The 22,421-nt window shown below is 32.1% G+C and carries 23 protein-coding genes; 18 read left to right on the top strand and 5 right to left on the bottom strand.

From position 1 onward, the window contains the following. Positions 1–13: 13 nt before the first annotated feature. On the bottom strand, positions 14–907 hold the full coding sequence (locus tag N534_RS0109750; RefSeq protein ID WP_028892310.1) for a MerR family transcriptional regulator: 894 nt from the start codon (positions 905–907) through the stop codon (positions 14–16). Positions 908–1,019: 112 nt separating this feature from the next. Between N534_RS0109750 and N534_RS0109745 the strand changes: the two genes are divergently transcribed. Then, a complete protein-coding gene (locus N534_RS0109745; protein ID WP_028892309.1) occupies positions 1,020–1,970 on the top strand; it encodes a GSCFA domain-containing protein in 951 nt (316 codons plus the stop codon). Between the two features lie 8 nt (positions 1,971–1,978). Here N534_RS0109745 and N534_RS0109740 read toward each other — a convergent pair whose 3' ends face one another. Then, positions 1,979–2,263, bottom strand: coding sequence for a rhodanese-like domain-containing protein (locus N534_RS0109740; protein WP_038005946.1), 285 nt, complete (start codon positions 2,261–2,263; stop codon positions 1,979–1,981). 34 nt (positions 2,264–2,297) lie between these two features. Continuing rightward, positions 2,298–4,055, bottom strand: coding sequence for an aromatic amino acid hydroxylase (locus tag N534_RS0109735; protein WP_028892307.1), 1,758 nt, complete (start codon positions 4,053–4,055; stop codon positions 2,298–2,300). A 153-nt stretch (positions 4,056–4,208) separates the two neighbouring features. On the opposite strand from N534_RS0109735, the gene N534_RS0109725 reads away from it, so the two are divergent. From N534_RS0109725 to N534_RS0109700, 5 genes are all read left to right on the top strand, one after another. Further along, positions 4,209–4,478: a hypothetical protein gene (locus N534_RS0109725; RefSeq protein WP_028892306.1), complete on the top strand. Its 270-nt coding sequence runs from the start codon at positions 4,209–4,211 to the stop codon at positions 4,476–4,478. Positions 4,479–4,526: 48 nt separating this feature from the next. Further along, positions 4,527–6,044: a 2,3-bisphosphoglycerate-independent phosphoglycerate mutase gene (gene gpmI, locus N534_RS0109720; protein ID WP_028892305.1), complete on the top strand. Its 1,518-nt coding sequence runs from the start codon at positions 4,527–4,529 to the stop codon at positions 6,042–6,044. A gap of 11 nt (positions 6,045–6,055) precedes the next feature. Further along, positions 6,056–6,586, top strand: coding sequence for a thioredoxin family protein (locus N534_RS0109715; RefSeq protein ID WP_028892304.1), 531 nt, complete (start codon positions 6,056–6,058; stop codon positions 6,584–6,586). Positions 6,587–6,615: 29 nt separating this feature from the next. After that, positions 6,616–7,434: a type I methionyl aminopeptidase gene (gene map / locus N534_RS0109710; protein WP_028892303.1), complete on the top strand. Its 819-nt coding sequence runs from the start codon at positions 6,616–6,618 to the stop codon at positions 7,432–7,434. A 204-nt stretch (positions 7,435–7,638) separates the two neighbouring features. Further along, positions 7,639–8,409, top strand: coding sequence for a class I SAM-dependent methyltransferase (locus tag N534_RS0109700; RefSeq protein ID WP_028892302.1), 771 nt, complete (start codon positions 7,639–7,641; stop codon positions 8,407–8,409). Here N534_RS0109700 and N534_RS0109695 read toward each other — a convergent pair. Then, a complete protein-coding gene (locus N534_RS0109695) occupies positions 8,406–9,377 on the bottom strand; it encodes an FAD:protein FMN transferase (RefSeq protein WP_156025591.1) in 972 nt (323 codons plus the stop codon). The genes N534_RS0109700 and N534_RS0109695 overlap by 4 nt on opposite strands. Before the next feature lie 133 nt (positions 9,378–9,510). Here N534_RS0109695 and N534_RS0109690 point away from each other — a divergent pair, with 133 nt between their 5' ends. The 12 genes from N534_RS0109690 (at position 9,511) to N534_RS0109635 (ending at position 21,670) form a co-directional block, all read left to right on the top strand. Next, positions 9,511–10,359, top strand: coding sequence for an OmpA family protein (locus N534_RS0109690; RefSeq protein ID WP_028892300.1), 849 nt, complete (start codon positions 9,511–9,513; stop codon positions 10,357–10,359). Between the two features lie 188 nt (positions 10,360–10,547). Further along, positions 10,548–11,003, top strand: a complete 456-nt coding sequence (rplM, locus tag N534_RS0109685; RefSeq protein ID WP_028892299.1) for a 50S ribosomal protein L13 — start codon at positions 10,548–10,550, stop codon at positions 11,001–11,003. Positions 11,004–11,005: 2 nt separating this feature from the next. Beyond that, positions 11,006–11,392 (top strand): 30S ribosomal protein S9, encoded by a 387-nt coding sequence (gene rpsI, locus N534_RS0109680; RefSeq protein WP_028892298.1) that lies wholly within the window; start codon positions 11,006–11,008, stop codon positions 11,390–11,392. A 142-nt stretch (positions 11,393–11,534) separates the two neighbouring features. Beyond that, the gene (gene rpsB / locus N534_RS0109675; protein WP_028892297.1) at positions 11,535–12,281 is read left to right on the top strand and encodes a 30S ribosomal protein S2; all 747 of its coding nucleotides are present in this window, start codon (positions 11,535–11,537) and stop codon (positions 12,279–12,281) included. 85 nt (positions 12,282–12,366) lie between these two features. Continuing rightward, positions 12,367–13,335, top strand: coding sequence for a translation elongation factor Ts (gene tsf, locus N534_RS0109670; protein WP_038005889.1), 969 nt, complete (start codon positions 12,367–12,369; stop codon positions 13,333–13,335). Between the two features lie 120 nt (positions 13,336–13,455). Next, positions 13,456–14,016 (top strand): RDD family protein, encoded by a 561-nt coding sequence (locus tag N534_RS14685; RefSeq protein ID WP_051435892.1) that lies wholly within the window; start codon positions 13,456–13,458, stop codon positions 14,014–14,016. Positions 14,017–14,143: 127 nt separating this feature from the next. Beyond that, positions 14,144–14,854, top strand: a complete 711-nt coding sequence (gene pyrH / locus N534_RS0109660) for a UMP kinase (protein WP_028892295.1) — start codon at positions 14,144–14,146, stop codon at positions 14,852–14,854. 47 nt (positions 14,855–14,901) lie between these two features. After that, positions 14,902–15,456: a ribosome recycling factor gene (gene frr / locus N534_RS0109655; RefSeq protein ID WP_028892294.1), complete on the top strand. Its 555-nt coding sequence runs from the start codon at positions 14,902–14,904 to the stop codon at positions 15,454–15,456. Positions 15,457–15,552: 96 nt separating this feature from the next. Beyond that, complete coding sequence (locus N534_RS0109650; protein ID WP_028892293.1) at positions 15,553–17,919, top strand: RND family transporter; 2,367 nt, start codon at positions 15,553–15,555, stop codon at positions 17,917–17,919. Between the two features lie 171 nt (positions 17,920–18,090). Further along, on the top strand, positions 18,091–19,524 hold the full coding sequence (gene asnS / locus N534_RS0109645) for an asparagine--tRNA ligase (protein ID WP_028892292.1): 1,434 nt from the start codon (positions 18,091–18,093) through the stop codon (positions 19,522–19,524). 83 nt (positions 19,525–19,607) lie between these two features. Further along, entirely contained in the window at positions 19,608–21,071 is a 1,464-nt protein-coding gene (gene rpoN / locus N534_RS0109640; protein ID WP_028892291.1) for an RNA polymerase factor sigma-54, read from the top strand. Beyond that, positions 21,071–21,670, top strand: a complete 600-nt coding sequence (locus N534_RS0109635; RefSeq protein WP_028892290.1) for a hypothetical protein — start codon at positions 21,071–21,073, stop codon at positions 21,668–21,670. The genes rpoN and N534_RS0109635 overlap by 1 nt, the downstream gene beginning before the upstream one ends. Here N534_RS0109635 and N534_RS0109630 read toward each other — a convergent pair. Next, a complete protein-coding gene (locus tag N534_RS0109630) occupies positions 21,665–22,333 on the bottom strand; it encodes a porin family protein (protein ID WP_028892289.1) in 669 nt (222 codons plus the stop codon). The two genes, N534_RS0109635 and N534_RS0109630, sit on opposite strands and share 6 nt — an antisense overlap. Positions 22,334–22,421 lie beyond the last annotated feature (88 nt).

Genomic DNA, 22,421 nt, shown 5'->3' with positions numbered 1-22,421 from the left:
TTGATTAAAATTTTTAATATTTATTTAAGAATTCTTTTAAAGAAGAATGAACTTTTATTCTTGCTTTAAAATCAACACTATCAACAGCCATCGCTTTACTTCCTATTGCTATTAACTCATGTTCTGTATTTTTAAGCACCCTTTCTATTTCTGAAAAATATTCTTGGATCTTATCATCATAAGGTTGAACAGTCATAGAAGTAACGAAACAAATTTTTGTTTTACTTTTAAAAAAATAATCTAAATTATCTAAAGGCAAACTTTGTCCTAGATAAATTGTATTATACCCTCTTAACGTAAGCTCATAATTCAGGTACATTAAACCTAATTCATGTATCTCATTTTCTGGTAAAAACAACACATAGGTAACTTCTGAGTTATTATTAGAATACTCTAACTTCTCAATATTAATTTGTATTTTTTGAACAATTAAGTTTGAAATAAAATGCTCATGTGCTGGCAACAACGTGTCAGTTTGCCATAAGAGTCCTATATGGTTTAAAAAAGGAATAAAAACATCTTTAAAAATTTCTCTAAATGTTTTCCTTTTTAATAGACTATTATACGTGTTATTAAACAACGTTTTATCAAACTGAAACATTGCTATTTTAAAAGAATTTATCGCCTCATCATTTACCGCCATTTTAAAAGCTAACTCTCTAGCCTTTAAAACAATTGTATTATCAGACATTTCAGCAATCTTAGAAATTTTAATGTTATTTTGGTTTAATAAAACAACATTTAAAAGTTTCTGTAAATTCTCAGAAGAATAGTAACGAATATTAGTATCAGTTCTTTCAGGCGACAACAAATTATAGCGCTTCTCCCAAATACGAATTGTATGCGCCTTTATACCTGAAATGTTTTCAAGGTCTTTAATTGTAAAAGTTGACTTAATATTGTTCAATACTTTTTATTTTCTATTAAACAAATATACAAATTTCTTTAAATTAAGACTCTACCATCTTGTTCTAGGTTATATTATTATTATTTTTGATACAATTTTTCACTCTTTACCTATGGTTTTTCAAACTCATATTCCTTTAAAAAAACAAAAACACCATTTAATTAATTACAATTCTAAACTGTTATTGTTAGGATCTTGTTTTTCTGAAAACATAGGCAATAAGTTATCGTATTACAAATTTCAATCGGAGCAAAATCCATTTGGAATTTTATTCCACCCAAAAGCTATTGAAACCTTCATTACAAAAACTACTAACAAAGAGAAGTACACCGAAAATGATGTGTTTTTTCACAATGAGCGTTGGCATAGCTTTGATGCTCATTCGGTTTTAAGCTCCTCTTCAAAAGAAGAGCTACTGACTAGTCTAAACAATAATATTACCTCAGCATTTCAACAATTAAAAAGTTCTTCACATGTTATTATTACCCTTGGAACAGCTTGGGTATATCGTGAAATTGCCACAGATACTATAGTTGCGAATTGTCATAAAATTCCTCAGAAAAAATTTTTAAAAGAATTATTAACTGTTGAAGAAGTTTCAGAAAGTTTAGAAGCTATTAATTCTTTAATCAAGTCTATAGACCCAAAAACCACAATTATTTACACCCTTTCACCTATTCGTCATATTAAAGATGGATTTGTAGAAAACCAACGTAGTAAAGCGCATTTACTTTCAGCTATTCACCAAACTATTGAACCTAGAAATAATACTCATTATTTTCCCTCGTATGAAATTATGATGGATGAATTGCGTGATTATCGTTTTTATGCTGAAGATATGATTCACCCCAACCAAACAGCAATCAATTATATTTGGGAAAAATTTTCAGAAGTTTGGTTTAGTGAGGAAGCTATAGAAACTATGAAAGAAGTTGAAACTATTCAAAAAGGATTTGCACACAAACCATTTAATCCTAATTCGGAAGCACATCTATTATTTTTAAAAAAGTTACAACAAAAAAAGGAAACACTTTTACAAGCATTTCCTTTTATGAATTTTTAGTTCATTTATTACTTACTAACCAAGTATTGATCTACATTTTGCCATGGACCACCATTAATTACATCTACTCCATGATTCTGCAAAAACTGTGTTGCTTGTCCACTTCTACCACCACTTCTACAAACAGCGATTACTGGTTTATTCCACGATTTAATTTCCTCTACATTTGTAGGAATCGTAGCTAATACAATATGCTTAGCTCCTTCACTGTGCCCTTCATTCCATTCTGCTAAAGTTCTTACATCTAATACTACCGCTCCTTTAGCTAAATATTCCTGTATTTCGTTACTCATATCTTTCTTTCTAAATAAATTAAATAATCCCATATTATGCTTCTTGGTAATTTTCCAACAAAAGTAAGCCGTTTTCAATTAACGTTGTGTAACTCTTGTTACTTTTCATTGATTCAAGGTAGTTACGTAACGTATCTTTTATTGAAAAATTATTCACTAACGCTAACTCCAACAATTCCAAAGGCAGTAACCAATCGTTTTTAAATTGAGAACTTACTTCGTCGAAAATTCCTTGAACTTTCTCTTCAGAAACTGTGCCAACTTCTCTCATCATCCTTACTTCGCTGTATAAACTATACAACTTTTTATCTGATTCAGAATAGTTAATTTTATGCGTTTTTGTTTCTGAAACCTTTCCTACATCACCAAATGACGTTATATCAGCAGGTCCTGCAAAGGCTGAAATCACATCAACTCCAACTGCCATATCATACACTCCCCAATCTGGGTGAAATAACAATGTGTCACCATGAGTTACAGTACAATCTTTAAAAGAAATCAATAAAATTCTACCTCGTAAATCTCTTGTTCCTGTAATTACTTCTCCCTCTACTTTTATTCCTCCTTCAAACTCAAGTGTAACTTGCTCTCCCTCATAAATTCCGTAAGCTTTCAAATCTCGCGGACTCATATTTTCTATCGGGATGTTAATTCCTTTTAGTTTTCCTATCGGACTTCCAAAACCTTCTGCATGGTAATTTATACCGTGACCTATTAACTCTTTATCTCTATTTGCTAAGGCAGTAGGTCCTGTAGTTTGTACATATATAGCTTTATTATTCTCATCTGTTATTACATTTGCAAAAACCCCAGATATCTGAATACCAGTACTCAACTCAATAGTTCCTAAATTTTTAGAGTCTATTAGTTTTTCAATTCCTTTCAGTCCTCCAGTTCGTATAGCCATCTTGTTAGCAAACTGCTCCAACACCAAACTTAAATGGGCAAAATCTGGTGTAACAAATAGTTGAGGTTGTGGTTTTGTGATATCAAAACTTACATTGGCAGCTTCTAGTGTATATGGTACTTTCTTTACTTCATCTTTCATACACCATTTACTCTCTCCTATTGAAGACAATAATCCTGCCCCATAAATTTTAGGGTTTTCAAGAGTTCCAATCAACCCGTATTCAACCGTCCACCAGTGTAGATTTCTAATCTGAGCCATTTCGGAAAGCTCTCCCATATTATCTTGTAACCACTCTACTTTCTCTTGTGCCTCATCAATCTCTTCTTGAGTAGAATTTGGATCTTCTTTTAAAATAGATAATAAACGAATGGCTTCATACATTTCATAATCTTTCGCTGAAGAAATTGCCTTAGCTCCTATTTCTCCAAAACGACGTAAATACTCAGCATATTCTGGGTTTGCGATAATTGGTGCATGCCCTGCAGCTTCATGAATAATATCAGGTGCTGGTGTATATTCTATATGGTCAATTGTACGCATGTCGGATGCGATTACCAATACGTTGTATGCTTGAAATTCCATAAAAGCATTTGGCGGTATAAATCCATCTACAGATACTGCCGCCCAACCTATTTCTTTCAAAATACGGTTCATTCCTTCCATATGAGGAATTTTTTCAACTGAAATTCCAGTTTTTTTCAGTCCATCTATATACGAAGCATGTGCTACTTTACCAAGATAATCTACATTCATTCGCATTACATAACGCCACACTGCTTGGTTTTGGGCAGTATACTCATCATACGGTTGTTTTACCACGAATTTATGTAAGTGCTTGGGTAGCTTTTTGGTAACTTCGTTTAGTTCAAAATGAGGTTCCATAATGTTGTTTGTTTTGCTCTGTAAATTTAGGTTTTTTATAGCTTACAAAAAATTGATATCCGTTAAATTCTAAATTTCTTATATTTACTAACATACAATAGTTCTAAAACTCAAATTAGAACCTACTATCTTTAATAACTTAAACAATTTGCTATGGGCTTTGGAGGATCGGTATCTGCAATGATAACCAGTTTAAAAAACAATAAAAGAAAAAGAGTGAGCGCTTTTGAAAAACTAGAACGGTTTCAAAAAGAGAATGACGATAAACTATACTTTAAAAAATCTGCTAGTAAAAAAGAGCTAGTTCAATTAAAAAAACAAGTACTCAAAGAAAATAAAAATCAACTTATCAAGAACAGTATTCTATTCTTTTTAATCTTCGTAATCTTAGTTTATAGTGTGTTTGTTTTTATGAATTCTTAAAATAATCAACAAAAATCTTTCTTACTTTTGTAGTGTAACACACAACAAATGAACAAGAAAGTAATTTTAATGATTTTGGATGGATGGGGAATTACCCAAAATCCAAAAGTATCGGCCATATACAACGCTAAAACCCCGTTTATAAATTCGTTATACGATAAATTCCCACATGCACAGTTAAGAACTGATGGCGAACATGTTGGTTTACCTGTAGGACAAATGGGAAATTCTGAAGTTGGTCATATGAACTTAGGTGCTGGTAGAATTGTATATCAAAACTTAGCTAAAATCAACAAGGCTGTAAAAGAGGGGACTTTAGCACAAGAAAAGGAACTTCTAAATGCTTTTGAATATGCAAAGGCAAACAATAAAAATGTCCATTTTTTAGGATTGGTTTCTAATGGAGGAATTCACTCTCATATTGACCACCTAAAAGGATTACTATCTGCAGCCAACAATTTTGGTTTAGATAACGTATACCTACATGCTTTTACTGACGGACGTGATTGTGATCCAAAATCAGGAAAATACTTCATCAACGACATTCAAGAACATATGCAAAAAACCACAGGTGAATTGGCAACAATTACCGGTCGTTACTATGCTATGGATCGTGATAATCGATGGGAACGTGTAAAGCTTACTTACGATGCTTTAGTGAATGGAGAAGGCTCTTTTTCTTCAGATGCTTCAGTAAGTATTCAACAAAGTTATGATTCTGATGTTACTGACGAATTCATCAAGCCTATAATTATGGTTGATGAAAATAACCAACCAAAAACCACAATTAAAGAAGACGACGTTGTTATTTTCTTCAATTTTAGAACCGATAGAGGGCGTCAGTTAACAGAAGCTTTAAGTCAAAAAGATTTTCCTGAGTTCAACATGAAGAAGTTACCATTGTATTTTGTTACTATGACAAATTATGATGATACGTTTAACAATATTCATGTTATTTACGATGGGAAAAACATTGAAAACACCTTGGGTGAAGTATTAGAATCGGCAGGAAAAAGTCAAATTAGAATTGCTGAAACAGAAAAATATCCACATGTAACTTTCTTTTTCTCAGGCGGAAGAGAAGAAGAGTTTAAAGGTGAAAAACGTTTACTATGTCCGTCACCAAAAGTAGCTACTTATGATTTAAAGCCTGAGATGAGCGCTTATGAGATACGAGATGCTATTGTTCCCGAACTACAAAGCGGTGATGTTGATTTTGTGTGTTTAAACTTTGCAAATGGTGATATGGTAGGACATACAGGGGTTTTTGAAGCTGCTGTTAAAGCCTGTGAAGCGGTTGATGATTGTGTAAAAGATGTAATTACCACAGCACTAGATAACGACTACACTACTATTTTAATTGCAGATCACGGAAACTGTGAAACAATGATTAACCCAGACGGAACACCACATACAGCTCATACTACCAACCCTGTTCCTATGATTTTAGTCGATAAAGAATTAAAATCAATAAAAAGTGGTATTTTAGGCGATGTTGCTCCAACTATTTTAAAACTAATGGGTGTTGAGCAACCTGAAGAAATGACACAACATTCGCTTATTTAAAAATAAATCTTATGAAAAAAATCGTATACCTTTTTGTAGCCTTACTAATTGTTTCTTGTGCATCTACTCCTAAAAACCTAGCAACAAAAAACGAAAACGGAAATTTAGTTGGTATCGCTACTAAAAAAGACTTCCAACAAGAACCTTATGGAAGTGACTGGTTCAACGATTTTTATTCTTATTACGAAACAGACAAGGGTACCATAGAAAAACTAAAACCATACTTAAAAGACATAAAAATAAAAGGATTTATGGGAACTTGGTGTGGAGATAGTAAAAGAGATGTTCCTAATTTTTATAAAATTTTAGACGAAGCTGAATTCAACTATAAAAACCTTGAATTGGTTACAGTAAACCGTCAGAAAAAAGCCAACGGATTAGAAGAAGGATTTAACATCACTCATGTTCCAACATTTATATTTTATAAAGATGGAAAAGAAATTGGTCGTTTTGTAGAACATGCTTTGGATGATAGCTCTGTTGAAGAAGATTTCTTAAAAATACTTTCTGGTCAAGAATACAAACATCCATATCAAAAATAACTGTAAATTTGCGCCTCAACATTTTTACCATGATTAAACCAAAAACTAGAGAAGAAATTGAATTAATGCGCGAAAGTGCTTTAGTAGTATCAAAAACTTTAGGTATGCTTGCCAAAGAAGTAAAACCTGGAGTTACTACATTGTATCTTGATAAACTTGCCGAAGATTTTATTCGTGAGCAAGGTGCCATTCCTGGTTTTTTAGGCTTATATGATTTCCCTAACACTCTTTGCATGAGCCCAAACTCACAAGTAGTTCACGGAATCCCAAATAACACACCTTTACAAGAAGGTGATATCATTTCTATTGATTGTGGCGCTATAAAAAATGATTTCTATGGAGATCATGCCTACACATTTGCTGTGGGTGAAATTGCTCCTGAAACTCAAAAACTACTTGACGTTACTAAAGAGAGTTTATATGTAGGTATTCGTGAATTTAAAGTAGGAAATCGTGTTGGAGATGTAGGTTTTGCTATTCAAAACTTCACAGAAAAGCATGGCTATGGTGTTGTTCGTGAATTAGTAGGTCACGGATTAGGACGTAAAATGCACGAAGATCCTGAAATGCCTAACTACGGAAAAAGAGGTCGTGGTAAAAAGTTTGTAGAAGGTATGGTAGTTGCCATTGAGCCTATGACAAACTTAGGAACACAAAAAATTCGCCAGCACAGTGACGGATGGACCATCACTACTTTAGACAATAAACCTTCTGCCCACTTTGAGCATGATGTAGCTATTATTGATGGTAAACCTGAGTTATTATCTACCTTTAAGTATATATACGATGCATTAGGTATTGAAAGTAATGAGGAAGACGAATTCAGACAGCAACCATTAGTTATATAATGAAGGTAAGACACATACTAATTGTTTTAGTAATCCTATTCATCCATTCTATTTTCATCTCTTTGTTTCAAATAATGCATTGGCCATATGCCTCAGAAATGTTTTTAATAGGATTCCTTTTAAAATTAATTTTTGGTATAATGCTTCTTTGGAAACTAATAACCTCAAAAAAAATTAAAGAAATACTTAACTGGTAATAATTAAGTGAGCATTTTCAAAACAATATTAAATACCATACCTAGACCAATATTAATTAAAGCTAGTTATTGGGCTCGCCCAGTTATTGCTTGGTGGCTAAAAGGTGATAATTTCACAGATCCTATTGATGGAAAATCATTTAAGAAATTTTTACCTTACGGGTACGGAAAACAACGTGAAAACGCACTATCTCCCTCTACCCTATCTCTAGAAAGGCATCGTTTAATGTGGCTTTTCTTACAACAAGAGAGTAACTTTTTCTCCTCAGATAAAAAGTTAAAAGTATTACATATTGCTCCTGAGCAATGCTTTTTAGATATTTTTAGAAAACAAACAAACTTAGAGTATACTACTTCTGATTTAGAATCGCCTATAGCAGATGTAAAAGCAGATATTTGCGACCTTCCTTTTGAAGACAACTCTTTTGATGTAGTATTTTGTAATCATGTATTAGAACACATTTCTGACGATACGAAAGCAATGCAAGAATTGTATCGTGTAATGAAAGTTGGCGGGTTTGGTATTTTTCAAATTCCTCAAGATTTATCTAGAGAAATTACTTTTGAAGACGATTCGATTACTGATCCAAAAGAGCGTGCAAAAATATTCGGCCAGTATGACCATGTTCGCGTATACGGTCGTGATTATTTTAACAAACTACGTTCTATAGGTTTTAAAGTTGATGAAATAGACTACACAAAAAAAATCGCTCCAGAAAAACTAGAACGATTTGCTTTAATGAAAGGCGAAATTTTGCCTGTATGTTATAAAAATTAATTAGCATACTCTGCTAACTCATTTACTTCATTGTGATATAATAACACCACCTTTAACTCTGGATGCTCTTCTAAAAATACTTTTGTTTTCTCTAAGCCCATTGCTAAAAAAGCAGTAGCATAAGCATCTACATCAGCACAATCTCCTTTTAATCTAACCGACACACTTAGCAAGTTACTTTCCTCTGCCAATCCTGTCTTTGCATTTACCGTATGCACTATCTTTTTCCCTTCAGCATTTACCTTGTACTTTCTATAATTTCCAGAAGTTGCCATTGACTCATTATCCAATTCAATTACTTTTTGAATAGAGCGTGTTCCGTCAACATTTGGTTTTTCAATAGCCACTTTCCATAATTTCCCATCTTTTGTACCTCTTGCTCTAATCTCACCCCCTATTTCTACTAAATAATCATGAATATTTTTTGATTCTAAAAATCTTCCTACCACATCTACACCATATCCTTTAGCAAATGCATTTACATTAAACTCTATATCTGAGCTTTCTCTATAAACTTTTCTATCCTTTAAAGAAACTTTATCAAACCCCACATGTTCCATTAAGACTGAAATTTCCTCGGTAGTTAGATTCTTTTTTTCCTTACCTGACCCAAATCCATAAGCATCAATCAACCTTCCAATTGTCGGATCAAAATACCCATCAGTTTCTTTATAAATTCTTTTTGCTTTATCAAACACTTCAACAAACATATCGTCAACCACTACCGTAGTATCTCCTTGATTTATTTTTGAAATATCAGAAGTAGGCATATACGTTGACAGTGATTTATTCACTAAATGAAACAAACTATCAATAGATTTTTGATAATTTTCATTGCTCATGTAAGTTATATGATAAGTAGTTCCAAAAACACCTCCTTGTAATTTAGTCTCGTTTATTTTTTTTTCTTCTTTGCAAGATATAAACAACAATAATGAAACTACTACAAGCGTTACTCTTTTAATCATGATAAAAATTTTATCACAAAATTAGCACTTTCAATCTTCATAAAAGATTGTTAATTCTCTTTTTTGTGTCTTCATTTTTATAAATTTGCTCAACTATTAATTATTAATAATACATCTAAAACATAGAATCAAAATGAAAAAAGTATTCTTATTCCTTAGTGCCGCTCTTTTACTAGCATCGTGTGCTTCTACAAAAGAACTAGAGGCTGTTAAGGCTAAACATGAACAAACAAAAGAAGAATTATTAGCGGTAAAAGCTAACTTAACTAAATGCTTGGTTGAAAAAGAAACTTGTCAAGAAAAGGCTTTCTCTTTAGAATCTAGAGTAACAGAGTTAAAGAAAGACAAAGAAAACACATTACAACAAGTAGAAAATCTAACTGTATTAACTCAAGGAGCTAATGACAACATTAAAGAAACATTATCTCAGTTAAGCAAAAAAGATAAATACATCAACAAAATTAGAGAAGCAGCTTCTAAAAAAGATTCTCTTAATTTAGTAGTTGCTTTCCACTTAAAAAAAGAATTACAAGACGGTATTGATGATGAAGACATTGAAGTAAACGTTGAAAAAACTGTAGTATTTATTTCAATTTCTGACAAGTTATTATTTAAAAGCGGAAGCTACACTATTAACGACAAAGCATCTAAAGTATTAGAAAAAGTTGCTACAGTTGTTAACGGACAACCACAAATGGATGTAATGGTAGAAGGACACACAGATAACACTCCTGTTGCTGCTGGTTCTGCTTTAAAAGACAACTGGGGATTAAGTGTTTTACGTTCTACTGCCATTGTTCGTGAATTACAAGGAAAGTACAATGTAGCTCCTGAAAGATTAATTGCTGCAGGTAGAAGTAGCTATGTTCCTTTAGTAGAAAACAACACTCCTGAAAATAAAGCTAAAAACAGACGTACAAAAATTATCATATTACCTAGATTAAATCAATTCTTTGATTTATTAGATCAAAAAGTAGAATAGTTTTTAAAACATAATTATAAAAAAACGTGCTTAAAGCACGTTTTTTTATGCGTTAAACTCTGGCAAATTAAAAAAGAAAAAAATTAAACTAACACGCTATTTGTCAATCAAATAATTAATTGTACATTTGCAGACCTTTTTAAAGGACAAAGAATTATTAATTATAAACAAAAACTAATCGTGTAATTATGAACACATTAAGTTACAAAACAGTATCAGCTAACAAGAACACTGTAAACAAAGAGTGGGTTTTAGTTGATGCGGACGGGCAAACATTGGGTCGTCTAGCTTCTAAAGTTGCAAAGCTTATTAGAGGTAAGTACAAGCCAAATTATACTCCTCACGTAGATTGTGGAGACAACGTTGTAATCATCAACGCTGAAAAAATCAATTTAACTGGTAACAAGTGGGCTGACAAGTCTTACATCCGTCACACAGGTTATCCAGGAGGGCAAAGATCATTAACTGCTACAGAAATGTTCGAAAAAGATCCTACAAGATTAATCGAAAAAGCAGTAAAAGGTATGTTACCTAAAAACCGTTTAGGTAGCGCGTTATTCAAAAATTTATATGTTTACGCAGGTACAGAGCACGGTCAAGAAGCTCAAAAACCTAAAGCTATTAACCTTAACGATCTTAAATAATTATGGAAACTGTACACAAAATAGGTAGAAGAAAAACAGCTGTTGCTCGTGTTTATGTTTCTCAAGGAAGTGGAAACATCACTATCAACAAAAGAGAGTTTAAAAACTATTTCACTACACCAACTTTACAATACAAAGTTCAACAACCTTTAATGTTAACTGAGAACTTAGAGGCTTACGACATTAAAGTAAACGTATACGGTGGTGGTGTTACTGGTCAAGCTGAAGCTATTCGTTTAGCAATTACTAGAGCATTAGTATCAATTAACGAAGAAAACAAAGCTGTATTAAAACCAGAAGGATTATTAACTCGTGATCCAAGAATGGTTGAACGTAAGAAATTCGGTCAGAAGAAAGCTCGTAAGAAATTCCAGTTCTCTAAACGTTAATATTTTACTGAACTTGTTTCAGTATTTAAATGTTTTGAGACTGTTATTTATAAATCAATTTTTAACAGTTTAGTATCTAAATATTTCAGACTTAATAACTACTGAAATATTGCGAAAACAGAACGTAAACACATTTATTAAAATGGCAAACATTCAAGAATTATTAGAAAGTGGTGTTCACTTTGGACACTTAACTAGAAAATGGAACCCAAACATGGCTCCATACATCTATACAGAGCGTAATGGTGTTCACATCATCGATTTGTATAAAACTTCAGCTAAAATTGACGAGGCTTCTGCTGCGTTACAAAAAATAGCTAACTCAGGACGTAAAATCTTATTCGTTGCTACTAAGAAGCAAGCTAAAGATATCGTTGCTGAAAAAGCTAAAGCTGTAAACATGCCTTACATTACTGAAAGATGGCCAGGTGGTATGTTAACAAACTTCGTTACTATTCGTAAAGCTGTAAAGAAAATGGCTTCTATTGATAGAATGAAGACTGATGGTTCTTTCGACGCTTTATCAAAAAGAGAAAAATTACAAATCAACCGTCAACGTGAAAAATTAGAAAAGAACTTAGGTTCAATTTCTGATATGACTCGTTTACCAGGAGCTTTATTTGTAATTGACGTGAAGAAAGAGCACATTGCTGTTGCTGAAGCACAAAAATTAAACATTCCAATCTTTGCAATGGTTGATACAAACTCTGATCCAAGACCGATTGATTTTGTAATTCCTGCAAACGATGACGCTTCAAAATCTATTGATAAAGTATTATCATATGTAACTGATGCGATTGCTGAAGGCTTAACTGAAAGAAAAGCAGATAAAGAAAAAGCTAAAACTGAAAAAACAGCTGAAGCACCTGCATCTGAAGAAGCAAAATAATTTTAATTTAAAGGTTTCATTACATTGAGGCCTTTAAATTTTTATACCTTACAACAATAATTACAATTAAAAAATAACGATAGAAATGTCAGTAAAAATTAGCGCTGCAGACGTAAAAAAATTAAGAGAAACTACCGGAGCTGGTATGATGGATTGTAAAAAAGCATTAGTAGAAGCAGAAGGTGACTTTGATAAAGCTATTGAAATTTTACGTAAAAAAGGACAAAAGATCGCTGCTAAAAGAGCAGATCGTGAGTCTACTGAAGGTGTAGCTATTACAAAAATCAGCGATGATAACACTTACGGTGTTGCTATCGTATTAGCATGTGAAACAGATTTCGTAGCTAAAAACGATTCTTTCAAAGAGTTAGCTAAAGAATTTGTAGACATCGCTTTTAACTACAATACAAAAGAGGAGTTCTTAGCTGCTGATTTTGGAGGAGTAACTGTTGCTGAGAAATTAATCGAGCAAACAGGAGTTATCGGTGAAAAAATCGATATCACTTCTTTCGAAAAAATCGAAGCACCATACGTAGGAGCTTATACTCACGTTGGTAAAATTGCTGCAATGGTAGGTTTAACTGCTGCTGTAGATAACGCTGCTGAGTTAACTAAAGACTTAGCTATGCAAGCTGCTTCAATGGGAGCTGTTTCTTTATCTTACAAAGATTTTGATCCTGCTTATGTAGCTTCTGAAACTGAAGCTAGAATTGCTGCAATTATTAAAGATAACGAAGAGTTAGCTCGTTTAGGTAAAACTTTAAAGAACGTACCTCAATTCGTATCTAGATTACAGTTAACTGATGAAGCTATGGCCGAAGCTGAAAAAGAAGCTAAGGAGCAATTAAAAGCTGAAGGTAAACCAGAGCAAATCTGGGACAAAATCTTACCTGGTAAAATGGAAAGATTTATCTCTGATAACACAACTTTAGATCAAGAACAATGTTTATTAGATCAAAAGTTCATCAAAGACGAAAAGAAAACTGTTGCAGAATATGTTTCTTCTTACGGTGACGTTGAAGTTAAAAATTTCGTAAGAGTTACTTTAGGATAATTCTCAACAATAATTTTATATGAAAACCATCCATTTTTTGGATGGTTTTTTTATACAACTAATTTAGATTCATTTTCAACTCAATTTTAAATACATTAGCACTTCATCTAAAAAACAGCTATGACAAGAGAAGAACATTTAAAATTTTGTAAAATTTGTAAAAATCAAAAATTTGATAGTCAAAAAGGAATTATTTGTGGACTAAGAAACTCTATTGCAGATTTTGAAGATACTTGTGAATCATTCGACGAAAACACACAGCTAAAAGAAAAACTTTTAGCAAAAAATAGTGAAAACGAATTAAGCAATCAAATTGCTAGCCAAGGCACACGCTTTGCCAATTATCTTCTTGACAGAATATTTATATTAATCATCAGCTTTTTTCTAGGCTTCATATTTACTCTTCTCCTTACTATTATTTCTCCTAACTCTGCTGGATATTTTGAGCAAATAGGAAAACTGGAAGAGTTTGTATGGGGGTTTATCATAGGAATGTTCTACTACTCATTTTTTGAAGCTTTAACTGGTAGATCTATTGCTAAGTTTATAACAGGAACAAAAGTTGTTGATGAAAACGGTAACAAACCTACATTTGACGTAATACTATTAAGATCATTATGTCGATACATTCCTTTTAATGCTTTTTTCTTTTTTAGGATCAGATGCTGTTGGTTGGCATGATTCTTTTTCCAAAACACGTGTCATTAAAATTAAGCAATAAAGAGTAATACTATAGTTACCTCCTTGCATTTTCAGCATAAAACTCTCAAAAAAAATATGTAGCTTTGCACAACTTTCAACAAAACAAATGCAATACAAAAGAATCCTTTTAAAATTAAGTGGTGAAGCACTTATGGGAGAGCGCCAATACGGTATCGACCCAAACAGACTTAAAGAATACGCTCAAGAAATTAAACAAGTTGTAGATAAAGGTGTAGAAGTTGCCATAGTAATTGGTGGTGGAAATATATTTAGAGGGGTTGCTGGTGCTAGCCAAGGTATGGATCGTGTACAAGGCGATCACATGGGTATGTTAGCAACTTGTATTAATGGTTTAGCCTTACAAAGTGCTTTAGAAGATGAAGGTATTCACACCCGTTTACAAACCGCTATCGAAATAAAAGAAATTGCAGAACCTTACATTAAACGTCGTGCAAACAGACATTTAGAAAAAGGACGTGTTGTAATTTTTGGTGGAGGAACAGGAAATCCGTACTTTACTACAGATACCGCTGCAGTTTTAAGAGCTATTGAAATTAATGCTGATGCTATTTTAAAAGGAACTAGAGTAGATGGTATTTACACTTCAGATCCTGAAAAAAATAAAGATGCAGTTAAGTATGAAAACATTACCTTTAAAGACGTTATTGACAAAGGCTTAAAAGTAATGGATATGACAGCCTTTACATTAAGTGAAGAAAACAAATTACCTATTATTGTTTTCGATATGAACACCAAAGGAAACTTATTAAAGTTAATTTCTGGTGAAAATATTGGAACAATAGTTGATAACGAATAAACTGAAAAATTACCCTCAACCTATTTGAGGTTTTAAATACGAACAAAATGACTGAAGAAATTGATTTTATTTTAGATTCGGCCAAAGAGGCAATGAATGGTGCTATTGAACATTTAGTAAAAGAATTACGCAGTATTAGAGCTGGTAAAGCATCTCCAGCCATGTTAGCAAATGTACAGGTAGATTATTATGGTTCTGCAACCCCATTAGGACAAGTTGCAAACGTAAATACACCTGACGCTAGAACAATTTCGATTCAACCTTGGGAAAAAAATATGTTACAAGAAATAGAAAAAGCTATTATGCTTGCTAATCTTGGTTTTAACCCAATGAACAATGGAGAGAATATTATCATTAACGTTCCACCATTAACTGAAGAACGCCGTAAAGATTTAGCTAAACAAGCTAAAGCTGAAGCTGAACATGCCAAAGTTGGAGTTCGTAATGCACGTAAAGATGCGAATAACGACATCAAAAAATTAGACGTTTCTGACGACATGAAAAAAAATGCTGAAGCTGATATCCAAAATTTAACTGACAATTTTATAAAAGAAATTGACGAGAAATTTGTAGTTAAAGAAAAAGAAATTATGACCGTTTAATTTCTTTTTGAAAATAATAGAAAAAAGGGCGTTTTAAAACGCCCTTTTTTCGTTTAATTAGTTCATTTAGCATAAATTTGCTAAAATTTTTTTTGGATGACTTTTTGGACTAAAATCGCAGGATTCATATTGCGAAATCGTTACTTAGTTTTACTTACTATTGCAATTATCACAGGGTTCTTAGTCACCCAAACAAAATACATGCGCTTCTCTTATACAGAAGCTAATTTACTTCCTACTGATCACGAAGCTAACATCGAGTATAATAAATTCTTAGAGATTTTTGGCGAAGAAGGTAACCTAGTAATTCTTGGGGTAAAAGATTCTACAATTTTCACTCCTGAAAAATTCAATGCTTGGAATAAACTTGTAAAAGATTTAGACAGTTTGCCTCAGGTAGATTTTACAGTATCTGTAGCAGATGTTCAACAATTAAAGGCAGACAGAAAACAGCGTAAATTTGTTATTGAACCTTTATTTGATAAAGCACCAAAAACCAACGAAGAAGTTACTGAAATAAAAAAACAGCTTTTTGAGAAGCTTCCATTCTATAACAATTTACTTTACAACGACAAAGGTGTTTTACAAACCGCTATATACCTAAATAAAGATATTGTTAACACCCCTGTTCGTAAAGATTTTGTGATGGATGTTTTAATTCCAACTGTTGAATCTTTCGAAAAGAAACATAGTGTAGATGTTCGTATTTCAGGAATGCCATATATAAGAACCTTAAACTCTCAGAACATTACAGATGAAATGGAAATTTTTGTAATAGGTGCTTTACTTATTACTGCTATTATTTTCTTCTTTTTTTTCCGTTCATTTAGAGCAACATTTATCACATTATTAGTTGTTGGTATTGGTGTTATTTGGGCTTTTGGCTTTATCGGTCTTTTAGGATATGAAATTACAGTATTATCAGCTTTAATTCCACCGCTAATTATAGTTATTGGTGTACCTAATGCGGTATTCCTTATTAATAAATATCAACAAGAAGTAAAAAAACACGGTAATCAAGCAAAGTCATTGCAACGAGTTATTTCTAAAGTTGGAAATGCAACTTTAATGACTAACATTACCACTGCATCTGGTTTTGCTACGTTTATTTTTGTAAAGAGTCAATTGATGCGAGAATTTGGAATTTTAGCTTCAATAAATATCATCAGTATTTTCATTTTAGCTTTATTAATCATTCCGATTATTTACAGCTTTATGCCTCTTCCAGAACAGAAACATTTAAATCATTTAGAGAAAAAATGGATGGAAAATGTAGTAAACTGGATGGAGAACATGGTAAGGAAACAACGTATTGCCATTTATATTACCACGGTTTCTATTATTATCTTCAGTATGATTGGACTGTATATGATACGTGTATCTGGTAGTTTGATTGAAGACATGCCTAAAGGAAAACAATTCTATAAAGACATTAAGTTTTTCGAATCAGAGTTTGGAGGAATCATGCCGTTAGAAATTTTGATTGACACCAAGAGAGAAAAAGGTGTAATGAAACTTTCTACCTTGAAAAAGATGGAAGAGCTAAATGAAGCTATTGAAACTTTCCCTGAGCTTTCTAAGCCAATATCGGTAACCAACTTGGTAAAATATTCTAAACAGGCTTACTATAATGGTAATCCAAAATACTATCAATTACCTACAAGTCAAGAAAAAAGTTACATTTTTGCCTACACAAAAAATTCTGACAGCAACTCTGGAATGTTAAAGAATTTTGTAGATAGTACTGGTCGCTATGCTCGTATCACTACTTTTATGAAAGACATCGGTACAGATAAAATGGATGTTATTCAAGAGCGTTTACAAGCAGTAATAAACAAACAATTTCCTAGTGAAAACTTCAACGTATCACTAACAGGTAAGGCTTTAGTTTTCTTAAAAGGAACGAACTATTTAATTAAAAACTTAGTTATTTCTTTATCATTAGCTATTGTGCTAATCTCAATTTTTATGGCGTGGATGTTCCGTTCGCCACAAATGATATTAATTTCATTAATACCTAACATGCTTCCTTTATTAATCACTGGTGGTTTAATGGGCTTCTTAGATATTCCTATAAAACCATCAACCATTTTAGTATTTAGTATTGCTTTTGGTATTTCAGTAGATGATACAATTCACTTCTTAGCAAAATATCGACAAGAACTATTAAGTAATAATTGGAAAATTAAACCCGCAGTATATTCTGCCTTACGTGAAACAGGCGTAAGTATGTTTTATACTTCTATTGTACTTTTCTTCGGATTCTTGGTGTTTACCGTTTCTAGTTTTGGAGGAACAATAGCATTGGGTGGATTAGTATCGGTAACATTATTATTAGCAATGGTTTCTAACTTATTATTGTTACCTTCTCTTCTTCTTTCATTTGAAAAGAAGATAGCAAACAAGAAAGTTTTAAAAGAAACTAAGTTTAAAATTCTACCTCCTAAAGACGAAGATAAATAAACATCTAGCATATTCTTACCTTGTCTTCATTGCTCAATTAATAGCAAAAAAGTATCTTTGCTTGATTTTATTGAAGACTTAAACGTCGATGACGTAGGTTATTATAAAAAACACAGTGATATAGTTAAATTTCATTGTTGACACATCAACAAATTATCATATTTAAAACAGATGAAAAGAAGTAGCATTAAAGAATTATTACAATCTGACAAGATTTTACAAGAAGTACACGTAAAAGGATGGGTAAGAACTTTTAGAAGCAATCGTTTTATTGCGCTAAATGATGGTTCTACTATTAATAATATTCAGTGTGTTGTAGATTTTGAAAATGCTGACGAAACTTTATTAAAAAGAATAAATACAGGGGCTGCTGTTAGTATCCATGGTACTTTAACTGAAAGTCAAGGTAAAGGGCAAACCGTAGAAATTCAAGTAACTGATTTAGAAATTTTAGGAGATTCTAATCCTGATGAATACCCTATTCAGCCAAAGCAACATAGTTTTGAGTTCTTACGTGAAAATGCGCATTTACGTGTAAGAACGAATACATTTAGCGCTGTAATGCGTTTACGCTCTGCATTATCATTTGCAGTACATCAATACTTTCAAAAAGAAGGTTTTTATTACGTAAACACACCAATTATTACAGGTTCTGATGCTGAAGGTGCTGGTGAAATGTTTAAGGTTACCAATTTTGAAGCAAATAAAGCTCCTTTAAACGAAGAAGGAAAAGTTGATTATACCAAAGATTTTTTTGGAAAAGAAACCAACTTAACCGTTTCTGGACAATTAGAAGCTGAAACCTATGCTATGGCATTAGGTAAGGTATATACTTTTGGACCAACTTTTAGAGCTGAAAACTCAAATACTACGCGTCACTTAGCAGAATTTTGGATGATTGAACCAGAGGTTGCATTTAACGATTTAGATGCAAACATGGACTTATCTGAAGACTTTATTAAATATGTATTACAATACGTTTTAGATAACTGTCAAGACGACTTAGCCTTTTTAGATAATCGTTTAGCGCAAGAGGAGAAAAAGAAACCTCAAGCAGAACGTAGTGAAATGGGCTTAATCGAAAAATTACGATTTGTAGTTGACAACAACTTTAAACGTGTAAGCTATACTGAGGCTATTGAAATTTTACGTAATTCTAAACCAAATAAAAAGAAGAAATTCCAATTCCCTGTGAACGAATGGGGTGTTGATTTACAATCAGAACACGAGCGTTACTTAGTAGAAAAACACTTTAAATGTCCAGTGATTTTATTTGATTATCCTGCAAACATTAAAGCCTTCTACATGCGTTTAAATGAAGATGGAAAAACAGTTCGTGCAATGGATGTATTATTCCCTGGAATTGGTGAAATGGTAGGAGGATCTCAAAGAGAAGAGCGTTTAGAAGTTTTACAAGAAAAAATGGCTGCATTAAACATTCCTGAAGAAGAATTATGGTGGTATTTAGACACTCGTAAATTCGGAACTGCAGTTCACTCTGGTTTTGGTTTAGGTTTTGAGCGTTTGGTATTATTTACTACTGGTATGGGTAATATTCGTGACGTTATACCTTTCCCAAGAACACCACAAAACGCTGAATTTTAAAAAAATCATAAAACTTATAAATATCAATCGTCATTCCTCAGCGGATGGCGATTTTTTTTGTCCTATTTCATATCTTTGTATATATGCTAAAACAAAGTTTACATCAAAAATTACTTCAAAAATTATCTCCTCAACAAATTCAGTTGATGAAGTTAATTCAATTGCCTACACAGGCTTTTGAAGAACGTTTGAAACAAGAAATTGAAGAAAATCCTGCTTTAGATACAGGTAAAGATGAACCAGAGAATTTTGAAGATACTTTAGCCAACGATATTGATTATGATGATTCGGGCAATGAAAAGATTGATACTGATGATATTAATATTGATGAATATTTAAGCGACGACGAATATCCTAGTTATAAAACTCAAACGAATAACTATTCTTCCGATGATGATGAAAAACAAGTGCCTTATGCAGCAGGAACCAGTTTTCATCAATCGTTAAACAATCAATTAAATACTTTTAGAATTGATGACGATGAACGTGCTATTGCTGAGTTTTTAGTAGGAAGTATAGACGATAGCGGTTACATTCGTAGAGACATTATCGATTTAGTTGATGATTTAGCTTTTACTCAAAACATTTTTACTACGGAAGAAAAAGTTAAGGATGTTTTAGTGAATGTTGTTCAAAAACTTGATCCCACCGGTGTTGGTGCTTTAGACTTAAAAGAATGTTTGATTATTCAGTTAAAGTCGAAAACTGAAACAGAAAGCAGAGCTTTGGCAATTCGGATTTTAGAAGAATCTTTCGATCATTTCGTTAAAAAGCACTATCAAAAATTACTAGAGAAGTATAACATTTCTGAAGAGCAACTTAAAGATGTTATTAATGAAATAAGCAGATTGAATCCTAAACCAGGAAGTTCTTATGCTGGTAATAACAAAATTGCTGAGCAAATAGTTCCTGATTTTTCAATCAGAATTATTGACGGGAATTTAGATTTAACCTTGAACTCACGTAATGCTCCTGAATTACATGTTTCTAGAGAGTATAACAACATGTTAAAGGGCTATCAAGACTCTAAGGAGAAAACTAAATCGCAAAAAGATGCTGTGCTATTTATCAAACAAAAATTAGATGCTGCGAAGTGGTTTATTGATGCCATTAAACAGCGTCAACAAACGCTTTTAGTAACTATGAATGCTATTATGCACCGTCAAGAAGAATATTTTTTAACAGGAGATGAGCGTAAGTTAAAACCAATGATTTTAAAAGATATTGCTGATGAAATTAACATGGACGTATCTACGGTTTCTCGTGTAGCTAGTAGCAAATATGTATCTACTCCGTACGGAACAAAACTGATTAAGGATTTTTTCTCTGAATCTATGAAAAACGATCAAGGAGAAGATGTTTCTACCAAAGAAATTAAAAAGATATTAGAAACTGTTATAAGTGAAGAAGATAAACGCAAACCTTTAACAGACGAAAAGCTTTCTAAAATTTTAAAAGAGAAAGGATATCCTATTGCAAGAAGAACTGTAGCTAAATATCGAGAGCAATTAGACATTCCTGTTGCTCGTTTACGTAAAGAAATTTAATGCGTTGGTATAAATTCATATCAACTATTTTGCATCCAATTGTAATGCCTACTATAGGCATTCTTTTGTATTTTATATTTTCACCAATAACACTAAATAAACAGCAACAGTTAACAGTTTTATCTGTCGTAATTATTGCTACTTATCTAATTCCATTACTTTTACTTGTATTTCTTAGGTCAATAGGATACATAAAGTCATTCAGAGTACATACTATAAATGAACGAAAGCTTCCTGTGTTTTTAATGATGACCTTGTTTATGTTCTTAGGGAAATTATTCGCAAATATGAGTATCGTTAAAGACCTAAGTTATTTATTCTACGGAACTGTTTTTGGACTAGGTTTAATTTATATGCTTTTTCCATTTAAAATAAAAGGTAGCCTACATTTGTTATCTATGGGAATTGCCATTGGATACTTTTTATTATTTCAACAATTGCAGGGTATTTATATACTTCCCGTAATAATTTCATTAATATTACTTTCAGGACTATTAGCAAGCTCTAGATTACAATTAAGAGCTCACACAGTTAAAGAAGTATATATAGGTTTTTTTATTGGCTTATTTAGCCCCTTTTTAGCTTATTTTATTTTATAGAAGATAAAAACTTAATCCTACTTTAACTATTCTACTATTAATAGACTCTCCATTAAGTGTTGCATTTTTAAACATGGGTGACAAACTGTAATACACGTGAAAATTAAAAGTACCATAACCGGCTGATAAAGCTAATCCTGTTTGCCATTTATTATAGTTTTCAACATCTGAAAAGCTAAAACTTTGATCTATTATTTTGTATCGAAATTCATTACTTATGTTATACGTAACTTTAACTCCTGCATATAATCTCCAAAAAGAATAAGTATTAACATCTGAAGAACGCCATCGAAATTGAATGGGTATTTCTATATTATGAAGTTTTATTTTATTTGAACTTAGATTAGGGTCTATTTCATAATCACCATTATCATCTATAACCTTAAGGTCATGATCAAAGGAATCATAACTATATCCTAAGCCAATTGCAAAAGCAGTCCTTCCATTTTTACTAATTGGTATATCTCTCATATAACCTAGAGTTAAACCATATGAAAAACCTGTCTTTCCTAGCTCTTTCGGTTGATTTTGAAGCAAGTTGTAGGTTATATCAATATACAACTGGTCTTCCAAATATTTATCCCCTACATTAAGAGAATCTCTTTGGGAAAAAACATTAAAAGAAAAGAATGTTACTAAAAATATAAATGCTGTGTACTTCATAATAATTATGTAACGATAAAGATAACTTTTTTGTATAAAAAAAGAGCAATCTATCGATTGCTCTTTTTATGTTTATTTAAAAGTAATT

The sequence above is a fragment of the Tenacibaculum sp. 47A_GOM-205m genome (genome assembly GCF_000518405.1).
GTDB lineage: Bacteria > Bacteroidota > Bacteroidia > Flavobacteriales > Flavobacteriaceae > Polaribacter > Polaribacter lutimaris.
Note: the sequence above shows the minus strand (reverse complement) of the source record. Positions and strands in the feature narration are given on the sequence as shown.

Coding starts and splice junctions, on each gene's coding strand:
- rpoN (WP_028892291.1), top strand. CDS start 19,608: ATGCTAAAACAAAGTTTACATCAAAAATTACTTCAAAAATTATCTCCT.
- rpsB (WP_028892297.1), top strand. CDS start 11,535: ATGGCAAACATTCAAGAATTATTAGAAAGTGGTGTTCACTTTGGACAC.
- N534_RS0109695 (WP_156025591.1), bottom strand. CDS start 9,377: ATGATTAAAAGAGTAACGCTTGTAGTAGTTTCATTATTGTTGTTTATA.
- rplM (WP_028892299.1), top strand. CDS start 10,548: ATGAACACATTAAGTTACAAAACAGTATCAGCTAACAAGAACACTGTA.
- N534_RS0109690 (WP_028892300.1), top strand. CDS start 9,511: ATGAAAAAAGTATTCTTATTCCTTAGTGCCGCTCTTTTACTAGCATCG.
- rpsI (WP_028892298.1), top strand. CDS start 11,006: ATGGAAACTGTACACAAAATAGGTAGAAGAAAAACAGCTGTTGCTCGT.
- N534_RS0109745 (WP_028892309.1), top strand. CDS start 1,020: ATGGTTTTTCAAACTCATATTCCTTTAAAAAAACAAAAACACCATTTA.
- N534_RS0109630 (WP_028892289.1), bottom strand. CDS start 22,333: ATGAAGTACACAGCATTTATATTTTTAGTAACATTCTTTTCTTTTAAT.
- N534_RS0109635 (WP_028892290.1), top strand. CDS start 21,071: ATGCGTTGGTATAAATTCATATCAACTATTTTGCATCCAATTGTAATG.
- asnS (WP_028892292.1), top strand. CDS start 18,091: ATGAAAAGAAGTAGCATTAAAGAATTATTACAATCTGACAAGATTTTA.
- frr (WP_028892294.1), top strand. CDS start 14,902: ATGACTGAAGAAATTGATTTTATTTTAGATTCGGCCAAAGAGGCAATG.
- N534_RS0109650 (WP_028892293.1), top strand. CDS start 15,553: ATGACTTTTTGGACTAAAATCGCAGGATTCATATTGCGAAATCGTTAC.
- N534_RS0109715 (WP_028892304.1), top strand. CDS start 6,056: ATGAAAAAAATCGTATACCTTTTTGTAGCCTTACTAATTGTTTCTTGT.
- N534_RS0109740 (WP_038005946.1), bottom strand. CDS start 2,263: ATGAGTAACGAAATACAGGAATATTTAGCTAAAGGAGCGGTAGTATTA.
- pyrH (WP_028892295.1), top strand. CDS start 14,144: ATGCAATACAAAAGAATCCTTTTAAAATTAAGTGGTGAAGCACTTATG.
- N534_RS14685 (WP_051435892.1), top strand. CDS start 13,456: ATGACAAGAGAAGAACATTTAAAATTTTGTAAAATTTGTAAAAATCAA.
- tsf (WP_038005889.1), top strand. CDS start 12,367: ATGTCAGTAAAAATTAGCGCTGCAGACGTAAAAAAATTAAGAGAAACT.
- gpmI (WP_028892305.1), top strand. CDS start 4,527: ATGAACAAGAAAGTAATTTTAATGATTTTGGATGGATGGGGAATTACC.
- map (WP_028892303.1), top strand. CDS start 6,616: ATGATTAAACCAAAAACTAGAGAAGAAATTGAATTAATGCGCGAAAGT.
- N534_RS0109735 (WP_028892307.1), bottom strand. CDS start 4,055: ATGGAACCTCATTTTGAACTAAACGAAGTTACCAAAAAGCTACCCAAG.
- N534_RS0109725 (WP_028892306.1), top strand. CDS start 4,209: ATGGGCTTTGGAGGATCGGTATCTGCAATGATAACCAGTTTAAAAAAC.